Origin of the sequence: Nostoc cf. commune SO-36 (assembly GCF_023734775.1) — a bacterium.
Classification (GTDB): Bacteria; Cyanobacteriota; Cyanobacteriia; order Cyanobacteriales; family Nostocaceae; genus Nostoc; species Nostoc commune_A.
In genome coordinates, this window is record NZ_AP025732.1 from 2632263 (window position 1) to 2654920 (window position 22658).

The 22658-nt window shown below is 42.8% G+C and carries 20 protein-coding genes and 1 pseudogene; 13 read left to right on the forward strand and 8 right to left on the reverse strand.

What is annotated here, in order from left to right:
• Positions 1 to 513: 513 nt before the first annotated feature.
• The 4 genes from ANSO36C_RS11515 to glgA all read left to right on the forward strand — a co-directional run bounded on the left by ANSO36C_RS11515 (position 514) and on the right by glgA (position 4821).
• The gene (locus tag ANSO36C_RS11515) at positions 514 to 1272 is read left to right on the forward strand and encodes a sterol desaturase family protein (RefSeq protein WP_251959651.1); all 759 of its coding nucleotides are present in this window, start codon (positions 514 to 516) and stop codon (positions 1270 to 1272) included.
• Between the two features lie 244 nt (positions 1273 to 1516).
• A complete protein-coding gene (locus ANSO36C_RS11520) occupies positions 1517 to 1939 on the forward strand; it encodes a lysozyme inhibitor LprI family protein (RefSeq protein ID WP_251959652.1) in 423 nt (140 codons plus the stop codon).
• Positions 1940 to 2268: 329 nt separating this feature from the next.
• Positions 2269 to 3240, forward strand: a complete 972-nt coding sequence (hemC, locus tag ANSO36C_RS11525; protein ID WP_251959653.1) for a hydroxymethylbilane synthase — start codon at positions 2269 to 2271, stop codon at positions 3238 to 3240.
• A gap of 141 nt (positions 3241 to 3381) precedes the next feature.
• Entirely contained in the window at positions 3382 to 4821 is a 1440-nt protein-coding gene (gene glgA / locus ANSO36C_RS11530) for a glycogen synthase GlgA (RefSeq protein WP_251959654.1), read from the forward strand.
• A gap of 335 nt (positions 4822 to 5156) precedes the next feature.
• Here glgA and ANSO36C_RS11535 read toward each other — a convergent pair whose 3' ends face one another.
• The gene (locus ANSO36C_RS11535; protein WP_410174690.1) at positions 5157 to 5327 is read right to left on the reverse strand and encodes an NblA/ycf18 family protein; all 171 of its coding nucleotides are present in this window, start codon (positions 5325 to 5327) and stop codon (positions 5157 to 5159) included.
• Positions 5328 to 5642: 315 nt separating this feature from the next.
• Here ANSO36C_RS11535 and ANSO36C_RS11540 point away from each other — a divergent pair, with 315 nt between their 5' ends.
• Both ANSO36C_RS11540 and ANSO36C_RS11545 read left to right on the forward strand, forming a co-directional pair.
• Positions 5643 to 6260 (forward strand): phycobiliprotein lyase, encoded by a 618-nt coding sequence (locus ANSO36C_RS11540; protein ID WP_251960310.1) that lies wholly within the window; start codon positions 5643 to 5645, stop codon positions 6258 to 6260.
• Entirely contained in the window at positions 6257 to 6832 is a 576-nt protein-coding gene (locus ANSO36C_RS11545; RefSeq protein WP_251959655.1) for a hypothetical protein, read from the forward strand. The genes ANSO36C_RS11540 and ANSO36C_RS11545 overlap by 4 nt, the downstream gene beginning before the upstream one ends.
• Positions 6833 to 7239: 407 nt before the next feature.
• Here ANSO36C_RS11545 and ANSO36C_RS11550 read toward each other — a convergent pair whose 3' ends face one another.
• Positions 7240 to 7392, reverse strand: coding sequence for a hypothetical protein (locus ANSO36C_RS11550; RefSeq protein WP_251959656.1), 153 nt, complete (start codon positions 7390 to 7392; stop codon positions 7240 to 7242).
• Positions 7393 to 7421: 29 nt separating this feature from the next.
• Between ANSO36C_RS11550 and ANSO36C_RS11555 the strand changes: the two genes are divergently transcribed.
• Positions 7422 to 7562, forward strand: a complete 141-nt coding sequence (locus ANSO36C_RS11555; RefSeq protein WP_251959657.1) for a hypothetical protein — start codon at positions 7422 to 7424, stop codon at positions 7560 to 7562.
• Positions 7544 to 8311: a phycobilisome rod-core linker polypeptide gene (locus tag ANSO36C_RS11560; protein ID WP_251959658.1), complete on the forward strand. Its 768-nt coding sequence runs from the start codon at positions 7544 to 7546 to the stop codon at positions 8309 to 8311. The genes ANSO36C_RS11555 and ANSO36C_RS11560 overlap by 19 nt, the downstream gene beginning before the upstream one ends.
• Positions 8312 to 8500: 189 nt before the next feature.
• On the opposite strand, the gene ANSO36C_RS11565 is transcribed toward ANSO36C_RS11560, so the two are convergent.
• From ANSO36C_RS11565 to ANSO36C_RS11580, 4 genes are all read right to left on the reverse strand, one after another.
• The gene (locus ANSO36C_RS11565) at positions 8501 to 9418 is read right to left on the reverse strand and encodes an RluA family pseudouridine synthase (RefSeq protein WP_251960311.1); all 918 of its coding nucleotides are present in this window, start codon (positions 9416 to 9418) and stop codon (positions 8501 to 8503) included.
• A 269-nt stretch (positions 9419 to 9687) separates the two neighbouring features.
• A complete protein-coding gene (locus ANSO36C_RS11570) occupies positions 9688 to 10041 on the reverse strand; it encodes a DUF952 domain-containing protein (RefSeq protein WP_251959659.1) in 354 nt (117 codons plus the stop codon).
• Complete coding sequence (locus tag ANSO36C_RS11575; RefSeq protein ID WP_251959660.1) at positions 10038 to 10487, reverse strand: KGK domain-containing protein; 450 nt, start codon at positions 10485 to 10487, stop codon at positions 10038 to 10040. Before ANSO36C_RS11575 ends, ANSO36C_RS11570 begins: the two co-directional genes overlap by 4 nt.
• A 219-nt stretch (positions 10488 to 10706) precedes the next feature.
• Positions 10707 to 12221, reverse strand: coding sequence for a thioredoxin-like domain-containing protein (locus ANSO36C_RS11580; protein WP_251959661.1), 1515 nt, complete (start codon positions 12219 to 12221; stop codon positions 10707 to 10709).
• 48 nt (positions 12222 to 12269) lie between these two features.
• On the opposite strand from ANSO36C_RS11580, the pseudogene ANSO36C_RS11585 reads away from it, so the two are divergent.
• A pseudogene (locus ANSO36C_RS11585) lies at positions 12270 to 13201 on the forward strand (glutaminase).
• A 64-nt stretch (positions 13202 to 13265) separates the two neighbouring features.
• Here the strand turns inward: ANSO36C_RS11585 and ANSO36C_RS11590 are convergent.
• Positions 13266 to 14933, reverse strand: a complete 1668-nt coding sequence (locus tag ANSO36C_RS11590) for a hypothetical protein (protein ID WP_251960312.1) — start codon at positions 14931 to 14933, stop codon at positions 13266 to 13268.
• 535 nt (positions 14934 to 15468) lie between these two features.
• Between ANSO36C_RS11590 and psaA the strand changes: the two genes are divergently transcribed.
• The 4 genes from psaA to ANSO36C_RS11610 all read left to right on the forward strand — a co-directional run bounded on the left by psaA (position 15469) and on the right by ANSO36C_RS11610 (position 21732).
• The gene (psaA, locus tag ANSO36C_RS11595) at positions 15469 to 17727 is read left to right on the forward strand and encodes a photosystem I core protein PsaA (RefSeq protein ID WP_251959662.1); all 2259 of its coding nucleotides are present in this window, start codon (positions 15469 to 15471) and stop codon (positions 17725 to 17727) included.
• A 117-nt stretch (positions 17728 to 17844) separates the two neighbouring features.
• Complete coding sequence (gene psaB, locus ANSO36C_RS11600; RefSeq protein ID WP_251959663.1) at positions 17845 to 20076, forward strand: photosystem I core protein PsaB; 2232 nt, start codon at positions 17845 to 17847, stop codon at positions 20074 to 20076.
• Between the two features lie 423 nt (positions 20077 to 20499).
• Positions 20500 to 21555, forward strand: coding sequence for an SGNH/GDSL hydrolase family protein (locus ANSO36C_RS11605; protein WP_251959664.1), 1056 nt, complete (start codon positions 20500 to 20502; stop codon positions 21553 to 21555).
• Between the two features lie 21 nt (positions 21556 to 21576).
• Positions 21577 to 21732, forward strand: a complete 156-nt coding sequence (locus ANSO36C_RS11610) for a hypothetical protein (protein ID WP_251959665.1) — start codon at positions 21577 to 21579, stop codon at positions 21730 to 21732.
• On the opposite strand, the gene larE is transcribed toward ANSO36C_RS11610, so the two are convergent.
• On the reverse strand, positions 21722 to 22549 hold the full coding sequence (larE, locus tag ANSO36C_RS11615; protein ID WP_251960313.1) for an ATP-dependent sacrificial sulfur transferase LarE: 828 nt from the start codon (positions 22547 to 22549) through the stop codon (positions 21722 to 21724). The two genes, ANSO36C_RS11610 and larE, sit on opposite strands and share 11 nt — an antisense overlap.
• Positions 22550 to 22658: the final 109 nt, after the last annotated feature.

Genomic DNA, 22658 nt, shown 5'->3' on the forward strand with positions numbered 1-22658 from the left:
AAGAATCTTATTTCTGATATACAGCAGTTTTATTTTGTCTAAAGTACAAGCTATGTATCAATACGGTTCAGTTAAGGCTAAAACTCTGTTATCCAAGTCAATTTTTTAACGAACCGCCGAGGCGCAGAGGACGCAGAGAGAAGAAAGAGAAGAAAAAAATTGCTTAACTGAACTGTATTGAGCTATGTATGGGTTTTAAGGCAGGATAGCGCAGAGGTAGCGAGTCCGCAAGCGTCAGCAGGAGTATAGAAACTCTTTATATATGATTGATTTTGAGTCTATATTTTGCACCTTAGTTAATTGAAAACTGCTATATACACAACAAAATTAACTGAGACTTTTTTAATAAAATTTAACATATATTTGCTGAACTAGTTGATGTTGTAAAATAAACAGTGGATTTTGTAAATTAACAAATTGAACCGTATATTTAAACATCTTTGGTCTTCATTACCAAAAAAATTGCAGATGATTGGAATTTTCATTTCACCAAATTATTATGGATGGGTCTAATTGACAAACCACTCATTTTGGTATTATTGCTTTTTATTTTTTGGTATCACTCTTGCCCGATACTTTCTTATCGCTGGAGGAGCATACTTGCTCTTTTATTTAGTTTTGGGGAAGTCCCTCGCTAACAAGAGTTTGCATTTGAAACCATTGATGAGTTGTTCCATTAAAAACGATATCGAATTATCGGTACTCTCCGCAGTGGTTTTTGCTATTTGTGGAGCCTTTATTATCTCAGAATATACTTTGGGAGCAACGCTATTATACACTGAGCCGTACAAGTACGGGCTGTGGTATTTAGTAGTTAGCTTTATTGCGGTGTTACTTCTTCAGGATACTTACTTTTATTTTATCCATCGGATATTTCACCAACCTCTAATTTTTAAATGGATGCATTATGGACACCACCGTTCAGGAGAGCCAACACCCTGGAGTTGCTCTGCGTTCGATTTGCCAGAAGCGAACGTACAAGGAATCTTTTTTGTAGGTGTAAGCTTCATCGTTCCATTGCATTTTATCACTTTAGTTACAGCACTTATAACAATGACTGTATGGGCAGTGTTTACCCATCTTGGATTTGAGCTATTTCCCTCGTCATCTAAAAGTTACTGGCTTGGAAAGTGGTTTATCGGTTCTATTCATCATTCTATACATCACCGTAAATATAAAGTGCATTACGGGTTGTATTTTACCTTCTGGGACAAACTACTTGGTACTGAAGATCCTAATTATGAAAGTGCAATCCACACAAGAGAGTTTTAATCTTTTACGAGTCATTATTCATTGGTTATCAAACACAATATTATTTACTACTTTGTGATTGATTGTTATTTTTAGTTAATTTGATGTTGAAACCAGATTTTTACAAAAATATCGTAAATTAACTCTCAAAAGTCTTAATTTTGGAGAACTATGGCACTGTGAAGCATACCACTTCACATTTTGCCCCTGGGTTCAACTCTACCTAAAATATCAAATTCTTTTACTTAACAATAAATCTTTTGCTATGCGTCAATTATTACTAGTCTTGGCGAGTATACTAACTCTAAGCAGTTTAGATATTCCTACGATCGCGATCGCAGGCACAATGCCTAATTTACCTGAGATGCGCTTAGTTCAAAAGCTCAACTGCAATAATGCTCAAACTCAAGCAGCAATTAATGAATGCACGAAGTTGTCTTATCAAAATGCAGATAAAAAACTGAATCAGGTTTATCAACAATTAATATCTACACTAGAAAGGTCTAGAAAACAGAAATTGATTGCTGCACAGTTAGCATGGATTAAGTTTCGAGATACCAATTGTGAGTTTGAGAGAAGCGAATATGAGGGCGGAAGTATTGTTCCTACCATTTATTTTGGTTGTCTGGAAAATACGACAAAGCTGCGTACCCAACAATTACAAGAATATCTCAAACCTAACCCCTAAGTATGATCGCTGTGCTACCTTCGCTTGCACCTAATATCTAAGCATATAACTGCTTGCCGGTATGATAATAGCTGAAATTAGTCGAGTTGCTTGAGAGGATGTCTGAAAAGTTTTTTTGTATACATCTAACCCTTGGAGATCCCCCTAAATCCCCCTTAAAAAGGGGGACTTTAAGACTCATGAAAATTCCTTTTCCCCATTCCTTACTCCCTTGTTAGTAAAGAATTGTAATTCAAAATCCCAAATCTAAACCTCAAAATTCGCATGAGTCCCTGACTACGGTAGTCTAGATGAGAGTGAATTTATCGCCTGCGATATTATATTGTTTTATGACTTCAGTTGTTTCTAGTCCCCCACGCACTATTCGGATCGGCTCACGCAAAAGCCAACTTGCTCTGGTTCAGACCTACTGGGTACAAGAGCAACTCCAGAAAAGCTTTCCCGATATCATTTTTGAAGTCCACACCATGTCTACCCAAGGCGATAAAATCTTGGATGTAGCGTTAGCTAAGATTGGCGATAAAGGACTTTTTACTAAAGAACTTGAAGTTGGAATGCTCAATCAAGAGATTGACTTTGCGGTTCATTCTCTTAAGGATCTGCCGACTCACTTACCTGAAGGGTTAACGCTGGCAGCAATTACTGAACGGGAAAATCCAGCAGATGCATTAGTGGTGCATGAAAAGCACAAAGATAAACAAATTGATACATTGCCAGAAGGTGCGGTAATTGGTACATCTTCGCTGCGGCGGTTAGCACAGTTACGCCACCACTTCCCCCACTTTACCTTTAAGGATGTGCGGGGAAACTTGATTACACGGTTGGCAAAACTGGATGCAGGTGAATACGATGCCTTAATTTTGGCAGCAGCAGGATTAGAGAGATTAGGAATGAGTGATCGTGTGCATCAAATTCTTTCCAAAGAAATCTCCCTTCATGCCGTGGGACAAGGTGCTTTAGGCATAGAATGCCGTGCTGATGATAGTGACTTGCTATCTCTACTCAAAGCGATCGAACATCCCCAAACACGCGATCGCTGTCTTGCCGAACGGTCTTTTTTACGCTCTTTAGAGGGCGGTTGTCAAGTACCTATTGGTGTAAATACAGAAATATCTGGTGAAAATTTGACCTTAACAGGCATAGTTGCCAGTGTAGATGGTCAAAAGTTTGTCAAAGATACTGTCACAGGGATTGCCAACAATGCCGAAGCCTTAGGCATAGAACTAGCAGAACTATTGCGGCAACAAGGAGCGCAAGAAATTCTATCAGAAATTTTTGCGGTGATTCAACGCGGTTCCTAAGCAATTGGGCAAGCGGATGTGATTAGATAAGAATTGATCGCCGTTGCACAAACGATGTGCCAGACGCGACAAGTCGCATTGGTCGCGATCAATAAAGTTAATTTGACACATATAGACAGAATCGGGGAAGCAAAAATTACCATGCGGATTCTATTTGTTGCAGCAGAGGCAGCACCCATTGCCAAAGTAGGAGGAATGGGTGATGTTGTTGGGGCATTACCCAAATTCCTGAGAGAAATGGGGCACGATGTGCGGATATTCTTGCCTTACTATGGCTTCCTGCCAGACAAAATGGAAATTCCCAAAGAACCTATCTGGCGGGGATCTGCCATGTTCCAGGAATTTGCTGTTTATGAAAGCATTCTGCCTGGTACTGATGTTCCCTTGTACTTATTTGGACATCCCGCCTTCCTACCCCGCCACATTTATTCTGGAGAAGGTGAAGACTGGCGGTTCACATTATTTTCCAATGGTGCAGCCGAGTTTGCTTGGAATTACTGGAAACCGGAAATTATGCACTGTCATGATTGGCATACGGGGATGATTCCCGTGTGGATGCACCAAGATCCTGATATAACCACAGTCTTTACCATTCATAATCTGGCTTATCAAGGGCCGTGGCGTTGGTACTTAGAAAAAATTACTTGGTGTCCCTGGTATATGCAAGGACATAACGTTATGGCGGCGGCGGTGCAATTTGCTAATAAGGTAAATACAGTTTCACCCACTTATGCCGAGCAAATCAAGACACCTACTTACGGTGAAACATTAGAAGGTTTGCTGTCTTTTATTAGCGGTAAATTATCTGGGATTATCAATGGCATTGATACTGAAATTTATAACCCAGAAGATGATAAATACATTGCTCAAACCTTTACTACTGATAGTTTAGATAAACGCAAAGCTAACAAAATTGCTTTGCAAGAAGAAGTAGGATTAGAAGTCAACTCCAAAGCCTTTTTAATTGGGATTGTGACCCGATTAGTAGAACAAAAAGGCATTGATTTGATATTGCAAATCCTCGATCGCTTCCTATCTTATACAGATGCACAGTTTGTGTTGTTGGGGACAGGCGATCGCTACTATGAAACTCAGATGTGGCAATTAGCATCCCGCTTTCCCGGACGCATGGCAACTTACTTACTGTATAACGATGCCTTGTCTCGCCGGATCTACGCTGGTACTGATGCCTTTTTAATGCCCAGTCGCTTTGAACCATGCGGGATTAGCCAAATGATGGCTTTGCGCTACGGTTCTGTACCCATTGTCCGCCGCACAGGTGGATTAGTTGACACCGTAAGCCATCATGACCCCGAAAATGCCGCAGGCACAGGTTATTGCTTTGACCGCTATGAACCGCTAGACCTTTTCACCTGTATGATCCGGGCTTGGGAAGGCTTCCGTTTCAAACCGCAATGGCAAGAACTACAAAAACGAGGCATGATTGAAGATTTTAGTTGGTATCAATCTGCTAAAGAATACGTTAAGTTGTACAGGTCAATTTTCGGTCTGCCAGAAGAAGAGGAGACACCACAACCAGAGTTAGTTTTAAACGAAGCAGTCACTAATAGCAAGTCCTAAAGCGCTATGGGCGTACACTATAGATGTACGCCCATACTATTAATTACTCGTCGCTTTCGCTCTAAACTGATTCTGTTCAGAGTTTCACTTCTTCAAGCATTTCAATGCAACTCTACCACTGCGTAAGTCTTGAGGAAAAATCTTATCGAACAGAATTCAGGAGTCAGGAGTCAGAATTCAGAATGAATTCTGTACGACTGGCGGATAGCGTAGCGGTAGCGAGTCTTCTCCCAAGGGGAGACGTTTCACGAACGATAGCGAAGCGTTAGCGAGTCTGCGAGCGTCGCGTCTTGATTCTGACTCCTGAATTCTGACTTCTTCTTCAATTTTTTAATTTAAGCTTGTTTGAGCAGATGTTTGACCAAATTATCTTTCACCATCATCTGTCGTAAAACTTCTAACAAAAATTCCTGAGCTTCTTCTTGACTCAAGCTTTTTACTTGGTCTTTCAAATTTTGTAAACGAAACTGTTGCTCTAAAGTTAGTTCGATTGGGAAGTCCATCATTCACTCCTCGGATTTACTGAATTAAAGGGTATTTTTTATTACCACTAGTGTAAAGACGTAAGCTATGGTAGACATTGCTTTTAAATATTTTATAACTGAAATCCTAAAATGTCTAAATTGTCAAGCGTTAACAAATAAAGCTTGCAAAAGTTTACAATCACATAGCAACATCTTTGCCTCTTCCTTTGTAGGGAATTTATTGAAGCTAACCGCTAATGGCTGTAATGTTTAGAATGTTTATATACCAACAACTTTAAAAAGAAAAAACTCGGAAAACATCATCCGCAGGAGTAATAAGTAGGAGTCAGAAGATTGATAGACGCAATGGAATTTTTTCAGCTAAGTGCTGGTAAGTGGCGATCGCAACGTGCAACTCATCATCTGGCGTTCAAGCGCTCAGAGATAGGAGAATCGGATATCCAGGTAGAAACTCTGGATGCCGAACATCCAGAAATCATTGAACTGTGCCGATATCATGAGATTGACCCCAGCCTTTCAGTCGGAGGGTCGCGTGTGGCTTGGCTAGGCACAATGGCTTGGGATAGAGAAGGTGAAGAGAATCATCAAGGAAAAACCATATTTGCGATCGTGCCTGATAGCGATAACCCCAGGCAAGGAAAATTACTCCGCGAAAGAGGTTATGCCGAAATCGTCCCTGTAGTCGGTCTTTTTCACATGGATGATGAAGATGGGCTAGTGTTGACAACCGAATACGAAACAATGAGTTCCATTGAGCGATTCTGGTTTGCCAGCCCAAATATGCGACTGCGAACCAGTACAGTTAAACGGTTTGGCGGCTTCAGCACGGCATCATTTTGTAGCGAAACTCGCATGGAAACTTCTGTTGAGGTTGCCAGTGCAGAAGAAGTTACAAAAATACAAGGGGCTGACGTTCTGGAAAAAAGACAGTTTTATTCAGTTTTGGGCTGGTGAATTATCTCAAGCAGAGCGATGCTTTTATCCGTGGGCGAGATTATTTGCATCTGGTACAGGGGCTAGCCCTAGAACCAGGAATGGTGGATGTGTTTGATAACTTGCGCGATCGCATCCCCATTTGCACTTGGATCGGCGAAAATATTAATACCGTAAACGCTCAGATCAACGCCTATTTAGGGCTTTGTCATGAGTGCTTTCATGCCCAAGAGCGTCGCCACATCCAAATTTTTGCAGTACCCATAGCTCAGTCCTTCGGGATAGACGGGCTGTGCAACATTCTCATAAACCCAATCACTATTCTGGTTGATGTCGGTCGAGTTGCACCTAGAGACTGGTTTGGTGTAGTCGTCCATGAATATGCCCATGCCCATCTAGGAGACTTTGGCCACAATGAGCGATTCGCTAACATCCTATCTCATCTCTGTTTAGGGCTAGGATTAGAACCACCCTACTGGGAAGCAGGGATGGAAGCAACTTTGCGTAGTTGGCCTTACTGTAAATCAACCATAGATCCCCTGGAATTTTGGATAGGTCAAGGGAGTAGAGAGATTAGGGGAATGAGTAAATGAAGTTTTTTCAATGTTCTATTCCCAATCTCTTAATTCCCATTAATTTCTTTTGCTAAATGTTAAAAGTTATTGCTTCAGTTCAGAAAGGTGAAACTGAATCTCCTAATCTAAAATATGTGAATAAAGTTTTTTAGTCATTTACATGATCATTAAGCTACAAGCCCCACTCCCTTTTTTAATTAGCTATGAGTTAAATCCAGTAGGCTAATCGTTTTTCCTACTAATACTTAAATTGTGAAAAGGGGAATGGGATTACCCGCTAATTCTTAGATGATCGTGGTGAGGGATTCGGAGTCTTCTCCCTTGGCGCTAGCCTCTCCCTTTGGGAGAAGGGGAGATATTAAAAGCGATAGCCTAGCGTTAGCGAGTTCGTGAGTGTCTAGCGGTTTCTGTCGAGTCCGTTAGCGCTAGCGGTAGCGACGTAGAAGCGTCACTTCCGAACCCGAAGGGTGAACTTCGGAACAAAAATCAATAACTGCCTTGGGAAGCAGGGCGGCTGCCTGGGTTCCTCGCAAAGTGAGGATAAAGCTGGTAACAGTAGAGAGGCAGAGTAAGCCCATCACCGGATTTGGTTTCGGACACTCAATTAATGAGTGTACCTAACGTGGCATCTGCCGATGAGACAGGAAGCCCCCGTTGTATTTGGTACTCCGAATCAGCGGTGGGTACTTCACGGTTATTAACTTTAATTAAGAACATGGAGGCTTTAGAGTGGCAATTCCTCTGTTAACATACGACCCTTCAAGTCAAAACCAGCGTGTAGCTGCTTATGAAGTACCGGGTGATGAACAGCCCAGGATTTTTACTACAGACAATTTGCTTTCTCCCTCAGATTTAGATGTTCTGATCGAAGCAGCATATCGTCAAATTTTCTTTCATGCCTTTGCTGCCGATCGCGAAACATTCTTAGAGTCCCAACTCCGTAATGGACAGATTACAGTGCGGGACTTTGTTCGAGGCTTGGTGCTTTCCAATACCTTTAGAAAAAGCTTTTACGACCTCAACAATAATTATCGCTTTGTTGAGCAAGTAATTCAGCGCGTTCTAGGCCGCGATCCTTACAACGAGCGGGAAAAAATTGCCTGGTCAATTGTAGTCGCTACCAAGGGTATTAGAGGCTTTATTGATGAAGTCCTCAACACTGAAGAGTACCTAAGCAATTTTGGAGACTCCACAGTGCCTTATCAGCGCCGTCGGATACTGCCATCCCAATCTGAAGGTGAGTTGCCATTCAACATCAAATCTCCGCGATATGAAGCTTACCACCGTACCAAACTGGGCTTCCCCCAAATCATTTGGCAGGTCGAAGTACGCAGATTCCTTCCACAAGAGCGAAAGCCCAAAGCAGGCGATCCAGCTCTATTCTTGTCTATGGCACAAAGTGTCAATGCAACAGGCAATACACCACAAAGGATCTCGTCGTTCAATATCGATATCGAAAAGTCTGTACCTTATCGGCAACTGGCAGGAATTAAATAACGATTTTTGGTCTGTGGCTGGCTAGTACATCCATTTGATCATTTTATAGCGTGCATAAGTCTTGGGTTAGGTAGGAATTTCATTTAGATTTAACTAAATGAAACAGACTCTATCCCATGTCTAATGCACGCTAATTTTTAATAGGCATTGGGCATGGTTTTCGCAATGCTTAATGTTTGTGAAATGAGCTTAAAGTGTAGTTCGTCTTTTTAGCATCTCCAAAAGTTTTGTGAAATGGGCGGGAGGAGTAGCTGTCACTTCAATCAACTCCCCAGAAATAGGATGCAGCAATTTTAGCCGCCAAGCGTGCAGTGCTTGACCGGGCAAATTTACCCCCACGGAATGACCAGAACCATAAACTCGATCGCCAACAATAGGATGACCCATTTTGCTACTATGGACGCGGATTTGATGGGTGCGTCCAGTTTCTAATTGAAAGTGAATTAAAGTGAAGTTACCAAGGCGTTCTAATACTTGCCAGTGAGTGACGGCGGCTCGTCCGCCTTGTTCAACGGGTATAATCGCCATTTTCTTGCGGTCTTGGGGATGGCGACCAATGGGTAAGTCAATGCTGCCACTTTCAACTTTTGGCGCACCGTAAACTACACCCAAGTATTCTCGCCGTGCGGTTTTAGCTTTGAGTTGCGCTTGTAGATGATGATGGGCAACATCTGTTTTAGCGATCGCGATCGCACCTGTTGTATCCTTATCCAATCGATGGACAATTCCCGGACGTTGCACTCCGCCAATCCCTGGTAAATTGGGACAGTGTGCTAACAGTGCATTTACCAAAGTGCCATCTGGATGACCGGGCGCAGGATGGACAACTAAACCTGCGGGTTTGTTGAGAATAAGTAACTGGTCGTCTTCGTAAAGGATATCTAAGGGGATATCTTCTGCAAGGAGTTCTAGGGGTTGAACTTCTGGTATTTCCAGAGTGATGCGATCGCCTACCTTGACATTGATCTTCTTAGATGTGCAAACTTGATCGTTAAGTTGAACATTACCCTGTTCGATTAACTGTTGGATGCGCGAACGGGACAAATCTGGTAATTCTTGGGAAAGGTAACGGTCGAGGCGATCGCCTTTGGTGTTGACACAGTGTATCGTACTCTTAAGGGGAAGCAAGCTAGGTAAAGCATCCTCCAGTGGAGTTGATAAGCGATCGCTATTTTCTTGGATTTGTAAATTAAATTCGGTCACAATTGCTCTGGATTATTAATTCCCCATTCTTTAAGTAAAGCGCGAAATACTTTAAAAGGGCGTTAGAAATCGTGTCATTTTCCCAAATTCGATGTAGAAAATGCACTAGCCAAAAAGCGATCGCTTAAATTTTCTCTGTCTCTACTTCTCCGTGTCCTCCGCGCCTCTGCGGTTCATAATTCTAAATCTATAACTTCTTGCGGCAATTCAAATAAACCATCTTCCTTAGCTTCAAAATCAGTCACTTGATACACAGCATCAATATTTAACTCACCATAAATATGAGGAAATAATTCTCCTATTTCAGCAGGTTCATAGCGAATTTCAGCTTGTACTTTATCAGAATTAATAAAAAGTAGTACCAAGTCTTTTTGACTATTAAAAAATCTCTTTGCAACCTTGAGTATTTGTGTTGATTTTGAACAATGTATAAAACCTTCACTGTCTAATGAATCAGCGCGATATGTACCGAGATTTTTTGCTTGTTCCCATTGTTGGCGTTTGGTGATGTGGAGGATAGTATTCATGTTGCTTCTGCTTGTATCATTTTACGAATATCATCTAAAGGCGATTCAGGTTCATTAGGATTATCAGAATAAAATTCTAACACTACAATAATGTTCAGTTTGGCATCTTGCTTGTACATCAATGGAGAAACGATTCCTGTAGATACTTTTATTCTGAGTTTCCCTCCTTGCCAGTTTGTAGAGCCAACTCTGAAAACTTTACAGTTGATGCCTTCGCTAGAAGATTGCCATGTGATATCTTCAACTTTAAAATTGACTTCGTTTATGCACAATCGGTTAAAAATTCCTGAAACAGAGAAATCACTATGATGCTCTCTTAATTGTGTACGAAATTTCTGGTTAAAATTTTCAGATATCAATTCTTTGAATCTACTAACGATATATGTATCTTTATTAAATAACAAAACATCGGCACCAAAGTCTAAGAGTTGGCAGATATTGCTCATACTAATCCTAGTAATTAATGTAAATTAGAAAGTGTCTGCATGATAATTTAAACTAACAAACTATTCTAATCCGTAATTATTACCATCAATGCAGTAATAATACTGATATTCAAGCCGCTAAAGATAATCGCTCAAAAACATTATTTTTTAAAATCTCATAGCCAGACACTCAAATACAAAGTTTTCCTTTATGCTTTTGCGTTGCGTAAGGTTATCATTCTATAAATTAGGTGGAATACAAACATCTGGCGCACACAAACCAGGAAATTCCAGCGTTGTCACCTTAAAAGTATCCAAATCTACGCAACGAATAGCATGGTTATTAGTATCAGCAATATATAAATGTGAACTCAAAACGCTCAATCCCGAAGGTTCAAAAAATCGGCTATTCTTACCTTGACCATCGTGTAAACCAGTAGAACCATCTCCTAAAACTGTTTGACAATTTCCACTGGGACTAACTAATTTAATTTTATGGTTATAGGTATCTGCCACCCACAAAAAATTTTGCGCGTATTCCACTCCTAAACAATGTTGCAAACGAACATCATCACCTTGTCCATCTACATCGCCAAAACCAAATAAATCGCCGCTACCGCAAACAGTTCGCACTTGATAGGGTTCTACAATTCCTACACTACGAATTGAACTAACTTCACTGTCAGCAATATATAATTCTTGCCCATTATTAGTAATACCGCTAGGTTGAGCAAAAGCAGATTCGGTAAGCGAACCATCAATACAAGCTTCTGCACCAGTACCAGCATAAGTTTTGATAATACCAGTTTCTAAATCCATTTGCCAAATTTGATGCGGCCCAGCCATTGCAATAAACAGTGTATTTCCCACTTTTACTAAATCCCAAGGCGAATTCAGCGCGGTTTCTAAACCAGCACCGCCATGAGGACGGATATTGCGGCTTTGTTCACCAGTTCCTGCGATCGCTTCCACTACTTGACGCTTTAAATCAACTCGCCGCAGCGCATGATTTTCTGTATCAGCAACATAAATAATCTCATTTTCGCCATCATAAGCCATTCCCTGCGGTGCAAAAAATTGTGCTTCACTAAAACTACCATCGGTTAAACCAGATTTTCCAGTCCCAATCAAGTGCAGAATTTCCCCGTTGAAGCTACTCACAACTAGGCGGTGATGTCCAGAATCAGCGATAAACAAACCCATTGGAGTAGCTAGAACTTTTCCTGGAAAAGCTAGAGGTGTAATTAATGGTTGGCGCTGTTTTTCTAAAGTCAAGCTGATTTCTTGAAAATTAATTGTCCCTTTGTCTTGATGTTGCTGAATTAACTTTTGAATTAACTCGTCTAAAGTGTCACGATTTCCTTCACCAGAAATCTGGCCAATCACATAACCTTCTGGATCAATAATTATTAAAGTAGGCCAGGCACGCACAGCATACTCTTCCCAAATCCGAAAACCTCTGTCAACTACAACTGGATGTTCAATGTCGTAGCGCAGGATAGCTTGGCGAATATTTTCTGTTTCTTTTTCGTTGTCAAATTTGGCAGAATGGACGCCGATAACGGTAAGGCTATCTTTATATTTTTGTTCTAAATATTTCAGATTTGGCAGAATATGCAGACAATTAATACAGCAGTATGTCCAAAAGTCCAAAATTACGACTCTACCCTTGAGTTCTTTAACAGAAAAAGGTTTATCGGTGTTGAGCCAAGAGTAATTTTGTGGTAATTCGGGCGCTCTGACACGGGGAATCATAGGTAATTCGTAATTCGTAATTAATAATTTAATGTGGCTGTATCTGTTGTGAAAAGACTTGAAAAATTAACTACTACGGAGTTATCAGCTTTGGTACAAGAAGCGAAAACTAAAGCTGAATACGGAAAAGTTATCGATCGCATTCCGCAATTAGCAAAAGCTAATCCTGGTTGGTTTGCAGTTCAAATCTACTGTAAATCGGGACACACCATCAGCTTTGGGGATACTGCTTGTGTCTTCCCGCTAATGAGTGTGATTAAGACATTTTGTCTACTTTATCTGCTGGAACATTTTGGAGCAGAAACAGTTTTTGGGTGGGTTGGGGTGGAATCATCGGATGCACCCTTCAATTCTTTAGAACAATTAGTTAGCGATCGCGGACACCCCGCAATCCGATGATTAATAGTGGAGCAATTACTCTCGCTGATAAATTACCTGGAAAGGACGCTAGCGATACCTACGGTGGGCTTTGCCAACGCACTTTTTTATTTTGTCAATGGCTCAACCAATTAGCAGGTTGCCAAACTAAGGCTAGATGAGGTAAGCTAGCTTCAGTGCGATTAACCCGCTCAAAAGCCAATGAAGCGATCGCCAACTATCTTGCCGAAACAAGTCATCTAGAAAATCCAGAAACTGCGCTGACACTTATGAGCAAATATGCTGTATCTCTGGAGAGTTGAAGATTTAGCTTTGTAGGAAAACTCCTAGCTTGTGAAAATGGCAGTTTATGCTCACAAAACCGCCGAATTGTCAATGCTGTAATGTCAAATTGTGGACTGTACGAAGCTTCTGCCCAGTTTGCAGTCAGAGTTGGTTTACCGATGAAATCGGGGATTGGTGGTGGACTTGTAGCAATAGTACCAAGTGAGGGGGCGATCGCTTGCTACAGTCCCACCTTGGATATGGTAGGAAATCCTGTAGTAGGGCTTGCCTTTGTTGAGGCTTTATCGCAAAAGTTAGAGTTGAGCATTTTCGGCTAAATTGCCGTAGATAAAATTTACCGGATTATTAATCTCGTGAGCAATGCCAGCTACCATTCGTCTTTTATGGCTGTTGCACTTGTTTTTCAGGGAATTTAGCAGATGGAGGTGTTGGTTTTACCTCTGGCTGTGGTTTTAGTGTTGGCGTAATAATTTCAGGTGCTGGAGACTCAATAATCTCTGGCAGCGTAGGTGGCAAACTAGGAGATGGCGTAACTGTTACTTGCGGAGTAGGTGTCTTGCCTGTTCGACGGTTGAAAAATCCACCAAACTTAGATTTTGTTGAAGGCACAACTTTTTCGGGTAACGGCGTTGATTTAGGAGTTGGTGTTACCTCTGGCTGTGGTTCTGGTGTTGGCGTAATAATTTCTGGCGCTGGAGACTCAATAATTTCTGGCGCTGTGGGTGGCAAGCTGGGAGATGGTGCAACAACTGGTGCTTCTGGGGTAAAGACTTTGCCCGTCCGACGGTTGAAAAATCCGCCCGACTTAGACTTTGTTGGCTGAGGCGCAACTTTTTCAGGTAAGGGCGTTGATTCAGGAGTTGGTGTTATCTCTGGCTGTGATTTTGGTATCGGAGACTCAATAATTTCTGGTGGTGTTGGAGACAAAGTAGGAGATGGTACAGCCGTTGGAACTTCTAACTTTGGTTGTTCTGGCTGTATTTTGGATTCTTCTGGAGTTTCAGTTTCAGGGATGGGTTGTTTTTCTACCTTCGGTTGTATTTGGGGTATTTTTTCAACAGAAGGTGTAGGTTTAGGTGCAAGTCTATAATTTGGGTCTACAATAGGGCGCACCTCATCTACTGTGAGTTCTCCTCTGACAATTTTCGACAGAGTGTCTTTACCCTTTGGCTGGTAGTCAATCAACCTAACTGTGGTATTAAAGGCATTTTTGAGAGCATTTCCCTGATTATCGAGAAATTCCAGTTTTACCCAGTTTTTTCCGGGACGGAAGCCTTTAAGGTAAACTGCCTGCCAGCGATCGAAAATAAAGCTTTCACCATTAATTGTGGAGCGAATACGCCAATCACTGAATTCGTCGTTAGCGTTTTCCTTGCCAACGAGGTGCAGGGGTGCGTTAGTTAGGTAAAAGTCTAGTAATATCGGTTCTGCTCCATAGCTGCTTTGAGGACGGCTGTAAGTTAGCAAAGGTAACTTAGGATCTGGGTTGTTGTCGTCAGTTTTGGTGAAGACGTGAAATGTTGTCTGGGCATAAGCGCCTTCATTCTTGAAGCTTTCATGCCAAGGACGGGAGGCAAAGACGCGCAGGGTATGAGTACCTGGGGATAAGTCTGGCAAAACCAAGGGCTGATTCAGGTCGTAAACAGGTATATAAGGTTGGTTATCCAGAATTACGTGTAAATGGGGCCCCAGTTGTAATTGTGAGTCCTTATATATTGGTAGATCCTTAACCTGGAAACTGGCTGTAACTTTGTTATCTTGGAAAACTTCATCAGGCTGTGGAGTAACAATTGTCACTTGTGGCTGATAAACTTCCAAAATCGGACGCAGTTCTTGGATCACAGATGGTGGGGAAACTTCCGAAAATTGCTTAGAAATTTGAGAAATCTGTGGAGAGTTTTCTCTATAACCAGTAGATACTTCCTGGCTACCAGCTTTTTCACCGCAACTAGTCAAGCTCAATACCAGCACCAATGTCATTATCCATCTGAAAATCAGGAACCTCTCAGAGAGGAGTTTGTCTAACACACTTTTCTGCCACGAGTTCATACGTTGCACCCAGCGATAGTCTTCGACAATTGACAGATTATTTTGGCTTAAACTGTCCATCTGGAACTATAGCCCAAAAGGTGAAATCTACCTCAGATCCCATCAGTTTTTCTTTGTATCTCAGGAAATTTTAAAATAAGTCATATTCTTTACAGCGTTTTACTTGCAAAACTGGAAATATGACATAAATGTTCATGAGTAATAGCAGTAAAAGCTGAGACATCCCCTACATACAGCCAAATCATAAGTTTTACGAATTGTTATTCTTTGTAAATTAAATAGATGATCTATTGACTTTTGGAAAAAAAATTTGAAGTTAAAAGGCAGATAAGGCAGGAATTACAGCAAGTTTGAATTATTGTTAAAATATCTCCAACTATCTCCAACAATGTACAACTGGAGACTCTATAATTCAACGAGAAACAACAATCCACATCGGTCTTCATCGCGGCTTCAGTAAAATTCTGGAATTTGCGGTAATGGTTAATTTTGTGGTATTCATGATTCCTCATTCCTTATCAAGAGAGGAGGTCGAATGACAATAAGTCCTCCGGAGCGAGAGGAAAAAAAGGCAAGAGTAATCGTCGATAATGACCCAGTTCCAACCTCATTCGAGAGATGGGCGCAACCTGGACACTTTGACAGAACCTTAGCCAGAGGTCCCAAAACCACCACATGGATTTGGAACCTGCACGCACTCGCCCATGATTTTGATACACATACAAGCGATTTAGAAGACATTTCCCGCAAGATATTCTCAGCCCACTTCGGCCACCTAGCCGTAGTGATGGTTTGGTTGAGCGGGATGATATTCCACGGCGCGAAGTTTTCTAACTACGAAGCTTGGTTAAGCGATCCGTTGAACGTTAGACCTAGTGCCCAAGTCGTTTGGCCCATTGTTGGACAAGACATTTTAAACGGTGATGTTGGCGGTGGTTTCCACGGTATTCAAATCACCTCCGGTTTGTTCCAAGTATGGCGTGGCTGGGGGATCACAAACTCCTTCCAGCTTTATGTAACTGCGATCGGTGGCTTGGTATTAGCAGGCTTATTCTTATTTGCCGGCTGGTTCCACTACCACAAACGCGCTCCCAAACTGGAATGGTTCCAAAATGTGGAATCAATGCTGAACCACCACTTGCAAATCTTGCTAGGTTGTGGTTCCTTGGGATGGGCAGGCCACTTAATCCACGTGTCCAATCCGACCAACAAGCTTTTGGATGCAGGCGTTGCTCTCAAAGACATCCCCTTGCCCCACGAGTTCATCTTGAACAAAGACTTGTTGACCGAGTTGTATCCCAGCTTTGCTGCTGGTTTAGCACCTTTCTTCACCTTGAATTGGGGTCAGTATGCTGACATCCTTACCTTCAAGGGCGGTCTAAACCCAGTAACTGGTGGCTTGTGGATGACTGACATTGCTCATCACCACTTAGCGATCGCAGTTCTCTTTATCATTGCTGGTCATCAGTACCGTACCAACTGGGGTATTGGTCACAGCATTAAAGAGATCCTAGAAAACCACAAAGGTCCTTTCACCGGTGAAGGTCACAAAGGTCTCTACGAAAACCTGACCACATCCTGGCACGCTCAGTTGGCTACTAACCTGGCCTTCTTGGGTTCGCTGACCATCATCATCGCGCATCACATGTACGCGATGCCTCCCTATCCATATTTGGCAACTGACTATGCTACGCAGTTGTGCATTTTCACCCACCACATGTGGATTGGTGCATTCTGTATAGTCGGCGGTGCGGCTCACGCTGCAATCTTCATGGTGCGGGATTACGATCCAGTTGTGAACCAAAACAACTTATTGGATCGGGTGATTCGTCACCGAGATGCGATTATTTCTCACCTTAACTGGGTGTGTATCTTCCTCGGCTTCCATAGCTTTGGACTTTACATCCATAACGATACAATGCGTGCCTTGGGGCGTCCCCAAGATATGTTCTCTGATACTGCAATTCAATTGCAGCCAGTGTTTGCTCAGTGGGTACAAAACATCCACACCTTAGCTCCTGGTGGTACTGCCCCCAACGCGCTAGAACCCGTTAGCTATGCTTTCGGCGGTGGAATTTTGGCTGTAGGCGGTAAGGTAGCGATGATGCCTATTGCTTTGGGTACGGCGGACTTCTTAATCCACCATATTCACGCATTCCAAATCCACGTTACTGTCCTAATTCTGCTCAAAGGTGTACTGTTTGCCCGTAGCTCTCGTCTGATTCCAGACAAAGCAAACTTGGGCTTCCGCTTCCCCTGCGACGGCCCTGGTCGTGGCGGTACCTGTCAAGTTTCTGGTTGGGACCATGTGTTCCTCGGACTTTTCTGGATGTACAACACAATATCCATTGTAATTTTCCACTTCAGCTGGAAAATGCAATCAGATGTGTGGGGAACTGTAGATGCAGCCGGGAATGTGACTCACATCACTGGTGGTAACTTTGCCCAAAGCGCTATTACCATCAACGGTTGGTTGCGAGACTTCTTGTGGGCACAAGCTACACAAGTCATCAATTCATACGGCAGCGCGCTATCTGCTTATGGACTACTCTTCTTAGGCGCTCACTTTGTCTGGGCATTCAGCTTGATGTTCCTGTTCAGTGGTCGCGGCTACTGGCAAGAACTGATTGAGTCCATTGTTTGGGCGCATAACAAACTGAAGGTAGCACCAGCAATTCAGCCTCGCGCTCTGAGTATTATTCAGGGTCGAGCTGTAGGGGTAGCTCACTACCTCTTAGGAGGAATTGCCACAACTTGGGCATTCTTCCATGCACACATCCTTTCAGTAGGGTAGCAATCAGGAAATTTTGGATTTGAGATTTTAGATTTTGGATTCAATCTAAAATCTATAATCCAAAATCCAAAATTCAACTGGTATTTGATGGCTAAAGGTCAGAGGATTATTAAACCTATGGCGACAAAATTTCCGAAATTTAGCCAGGATCTCGCACAGGATCCGACGACTCGTCGGATATGGTATGCGATCGCTACAGGCAACGATTTTGAAACCCATGATGGCATGACGGAAGAAAATCTTTACCAAAAGATTTTCGCAACTCACTTCGGTCACTTGGCAATCATCTTCCTGTGGGCATCCAGCCTCCTGTTCCACGTGGCCTGGCAAGGTAACTTTGAACAGTGGATTAAAGATCCCCTTCACATCCGTCCCATCGCTCACGCGATTTGGGATCCCCACTTTGGTAAACCAGCGATCGAAGCTTTTACCCAAGCGGGTGCTAGTAATCCGGTAAATATTGCTTACTCTGGTGTTTACCACTGGTGGTACACCATCGGTATGCGGACAAACAGTGAACTGTACACTGGTTCAGTTGGTCTGTTGTTGTTGGCAGCGGTGTTCTTGTTCGCTGGCTGGCTGCACTTGCAACCCAAGTACCGTCCTAGCTTGGCATGGTTTAAGAGCGCTGAACCCCGCCTAAACCACCACTTAGCAGGTTTGTTTGGTGTTAGTTCTTTGGCTTGGGCTGGTCACTTAATTCACGTTGCGATCCCCGAATCTCGCGGACAGCACGTAGGTTGGGATAACTTCCTCAACACCCCACCCCATCCAGCAGGTTTGACACCTTTCTTCACCGGTAACTGGGGTGTTTATGCTCAAAACCCTGACACTCCTGGGCATATATTCAGCACATCGCAAGGTGCAGGTACTGCAATTCTGACTTTCTTGGGTGGTTTCCATCCCCAGACAGAAGCTTTGTGGTTGACTGACATGGCTCATCACCACTTAGCGATCGCAGTTATCTTTATAGTTGCCGGACACCAGTACCGGACTAACTTCGGAATTGGTCACAGCATCAAAGAAATGCTGAACTCCAAATCCGGTTTAGTACCTGGTACAAAGAGTGAAGGTCAGTTCAACCTGCCTCACCAAGGGTTGTACGACACCTATAACAACTCGCTGCACTTCCAGTTAGGTATTCATCTAGCTGCTCTGGGAACTGTCACCTCTTTGGTGGCACAGCACATGTACGCCATGCCTCCTTATGCATTTATTGCTAAGGACTACACAACTCAGGCATCGCTGTACACGCACCATCAATATATTGCTGGTTTCCTGATACTTGGTGCTTTTGCTCACGGAGCTATATTTTGGGTACGTGATTACGACCCAGAACAAAACAAGGGCAACGTCCTTGAGCGTGTGTTACAGCACAAAGAAGCGATTATTTCCCACCTTAGCTGGGTATCTCTTTTCTTAGGCTTCCACACCCTCAGCTTGTACGTCCACAACGATGTAGTAGTTGCTTTCGGTACTCCTGAAAAGCAAATCCTGATTGAGCCAGTGTTTGCCCAGTTCATCCAAGCTGCTCATGGTAAAGTACTGTACGGCTTAGACACCTTGCTGTCTAACCCAGATAGTATTGCCAATACAGCATGGCCAAACTACGCTAACGTTTGGTTGCCAGGCTGGTTAGATGCCATCAATGCTGGTACTAACTCCCTGTTCTTGACAATTGGCCCTGGCGACTTCTTGGTTCACCATGCGATCGCTTTGGGTCTGCACACCACCACCTTGATCTTGGTCAAAGGTGCTTTGGATGCCCGTGGTTCTAAGCTGATGCCCGATAAAAAGGACTTCGGCTATGCCTTCCCTTGTGACGGCCCCGGTCGTGGCGGTACTTGCGATATCTCAGCATGGGATTCCTTCTACCTCGCTACATTCTGGATGCTCAACACCCTTGGTTGGGTTACGTTCTACTGGCATTGGAAACATCTAGGTATTTGGCAAGGCAACGTAGCTCAGTTCAATGAGAACTCTACATATCTCATGGGCTGGTTCCGCGATTACCTCTGGGCTAACTCTGCTCAGTTGATTAACGGTTACAACCCGTATGGCGTGAATAACCTGTCTGTCTGGGCTTGGATGTTCTTGTTTGGACACCTAGTTTGGGCTACTGGCTTCATGTTCTTAATCTCCTGGAGAGGTTACTGGCAAGAGTTGATTGAAACCCTAGTTTGGGCACACGAACGCACTCCTCTAGCTAACCTAGTTCGCTGGAAAGATAAGCCCGTGGCTCTGTCTATCGTTCAAGGTCGTGTGGTTGGTCTAGCTCACTTCACTGTTGGCTATGTCTTGACTTACGCTGCATTCTTGATTGCTTCTACTGCTGGTAAGTTCGGTTAATTGGGCTGCTAGTTTTGTAGATTAAGTAAAAAAAATCCCCTGCCGAAAGGTTGGGGATTTTTTTTGGGTTTTGGGTGGGAAAAATAGAGAAGAGATTATTGGATACTATTTTTGATTTGGAAGTCCCCAAAGCCGGGATAATTTTATAACTAACGTGTTGAATGTGCCTGTTTTTTATTTAAAGTAGTCGACTGATAAAAACAGTGGTTTCAGTAGAACTATTATCAAAAACAGGATTTTTATACCATTGGAGAAATCGTAGTTTAAAGAGATCGTAAATTGTCAAATATAATATCGTAAACACGCTTTACAGAACTACACAGTGTAAATAAGAATAATAGATTAACCAAAGTAAAATTTTCCTGAATACAGGTAACTAATGCTGTGATATGGAAAAGCAGTGAGTAGAGGAGAGAGAAAGCGATGAGGGATCCTTATCTGTTGGCAGCAGGCTTGTTAACAGGATTAGCAATACCAGCATCGGCTCTTCCACATCTGTCGATTGTCCTGCCAGAAAATTCTAGATTTTTATGGGATTTAAAACAGGGTTCGCAGGCAATAATCAGTACAAAAATTATCAATACCGTTGATCTCTCCTTACCAGAACTCAGCGGCCAAGGGTTCCAAACCCTAAAAAGTTCGCAGCCAACAGTAAGTGAGAAAAACGTCCCTAGCCTACCAGAATTCAGCAGTCAGGGATTACCAGCCCCAACAGAGTCATTAACCAACCCCAGTGCCCAAGCAACTGGTCTCTTGCTGACATCTGGCAATCAACTTTACTATCAAAGATTAGCGGCTCTGAAAACAGGTCAGATTTATACACGCGTAAATAGTGATAATTTGCGATCATTGTGGGAGTCGATCAAAAAACGTCAACTAACTTATGACGACTGGAAAAGTTTACTAGCTTCAGAAGCCAGAGCGATCGCTCAAGGTCAAGGTGCAAATCATCTAAGTATTTTAGTTGGTGATTCTTTGAGCATGTGGTTTCCCAGAGAAAAACTGCCTACTGGTAAATTGTGGCTGAATCAAGGCATATCTGGAGATACTTCCAGTGGCGTTTTAAAAAGATTGGGAGCATTTTCGGCAACACGGCCAAATGTGATTTACATCATGGCTGGGATTAACGACTTACGAAAAGGCGCTAGTGATGAAACAATTTTGCGTAATTATCGCCGGATTGTCCGGCGTTTACGGCAGACTCACCCACAAGCTCAAATTATTGTCCAATCAATTTTGCCTACTCGCCTACCAAGACTTTCTAACAGCCGCATTCGTCACATCAACATACAACTAACCGTGATTGCCAAAGAAGAAGGCGCTAATTATCTCAATATTTATAGCTGGTTTACGGATATGGAAGGCAATTTGCGCCCAGAGTTAACCACAGATGGGTTGCACTTGTCTCAAGAGGGATATGATGTGTGGCGATCCGCACTACAGCAGATAGAATATAAGCTCACTCAGCGCCAAAAGTGAGCGATCGCATCATCATCAGTTATGGAATTGCGTAGACAGGCTACTAAAGAGCTAACAGCACCTGCTCATCTGCCGATTATGGATTGGTATGAGACACTGATGCAGTTGGCCAAAACCAGTGAGGCAGATGAAAAAAGCACAACCGTATCTACAGTCCAGGAAAATGCTATAGTTTAACGCCCAAGGCTTCCCGATTCAAAACCTGATTTAACTTACCACTGCGATAACCTTCTAAATCCAAGGTTACATAGATAAATCCAAAATCTTGAAATGCCGAAACTAATGTTTGTAAATCGTTAGCCAATACAAACTCTTTAATTTGTGCTGGTGGTAATTCAATACGTGCTGTATCCCCTTCTGATCGCACGCGCAAATTCTGCCAACCTAGTTTTCGTAGATAAATTTCTCCTCTACCGACTCGTTGCAACTTAGCCACAGTAATCTCTTCACCATAAGGAAACCGCGAACTGAGGCAAGGTTGAGCAGGTTTATCCCACCAAGGTAAACCGAGTTGTTGCGAAAGTTGGCGAACTTCTACTTTAGTGACACCCAATTCTGCTAAAGGCGATCGCGCCCCTCTTTCTTTAGCCGCCTGAATTCCTGGGCGATAATCATGCAAATCATCGGCATTCACCCCATCCACCACATAAGGATAGCCCAACTGTAAGGCTAAAGGTTTGAGAGTGTCGTGCAACTCACTTTTGCAAAAATAACAGCGATTAACAGGGTTAGAAGTGTAATTGGGATTTTCCATCTCGTGAGTCTGGACGATTTTATGTCCAATCCCAATAGTTGCAGCTTGAATTTTGGCATCTTCCAACTCTTCTGGCAACAGTGAAGGAGAAACAGCAGTGACAGCTAAAGCGCGATCGCCCAACACATCATAAGCAATTTTGGCAACCAAAGTGCTATCAACGCCCCCAGAGTAGGCAATCAACGCCTGATCCATCTCTTGAAATAAGGCTTTTAATTGCTCAAATTTTTCTGTTAGCATCATTTCCCAATCCTGCCAAAACCTTATAGCACCCAATAATTTATATTGTAGTCATTAGTTTTGGGGCATTGGGCATTGGTTACTTTTTCTTTCCCTGCTCCCTATTTCC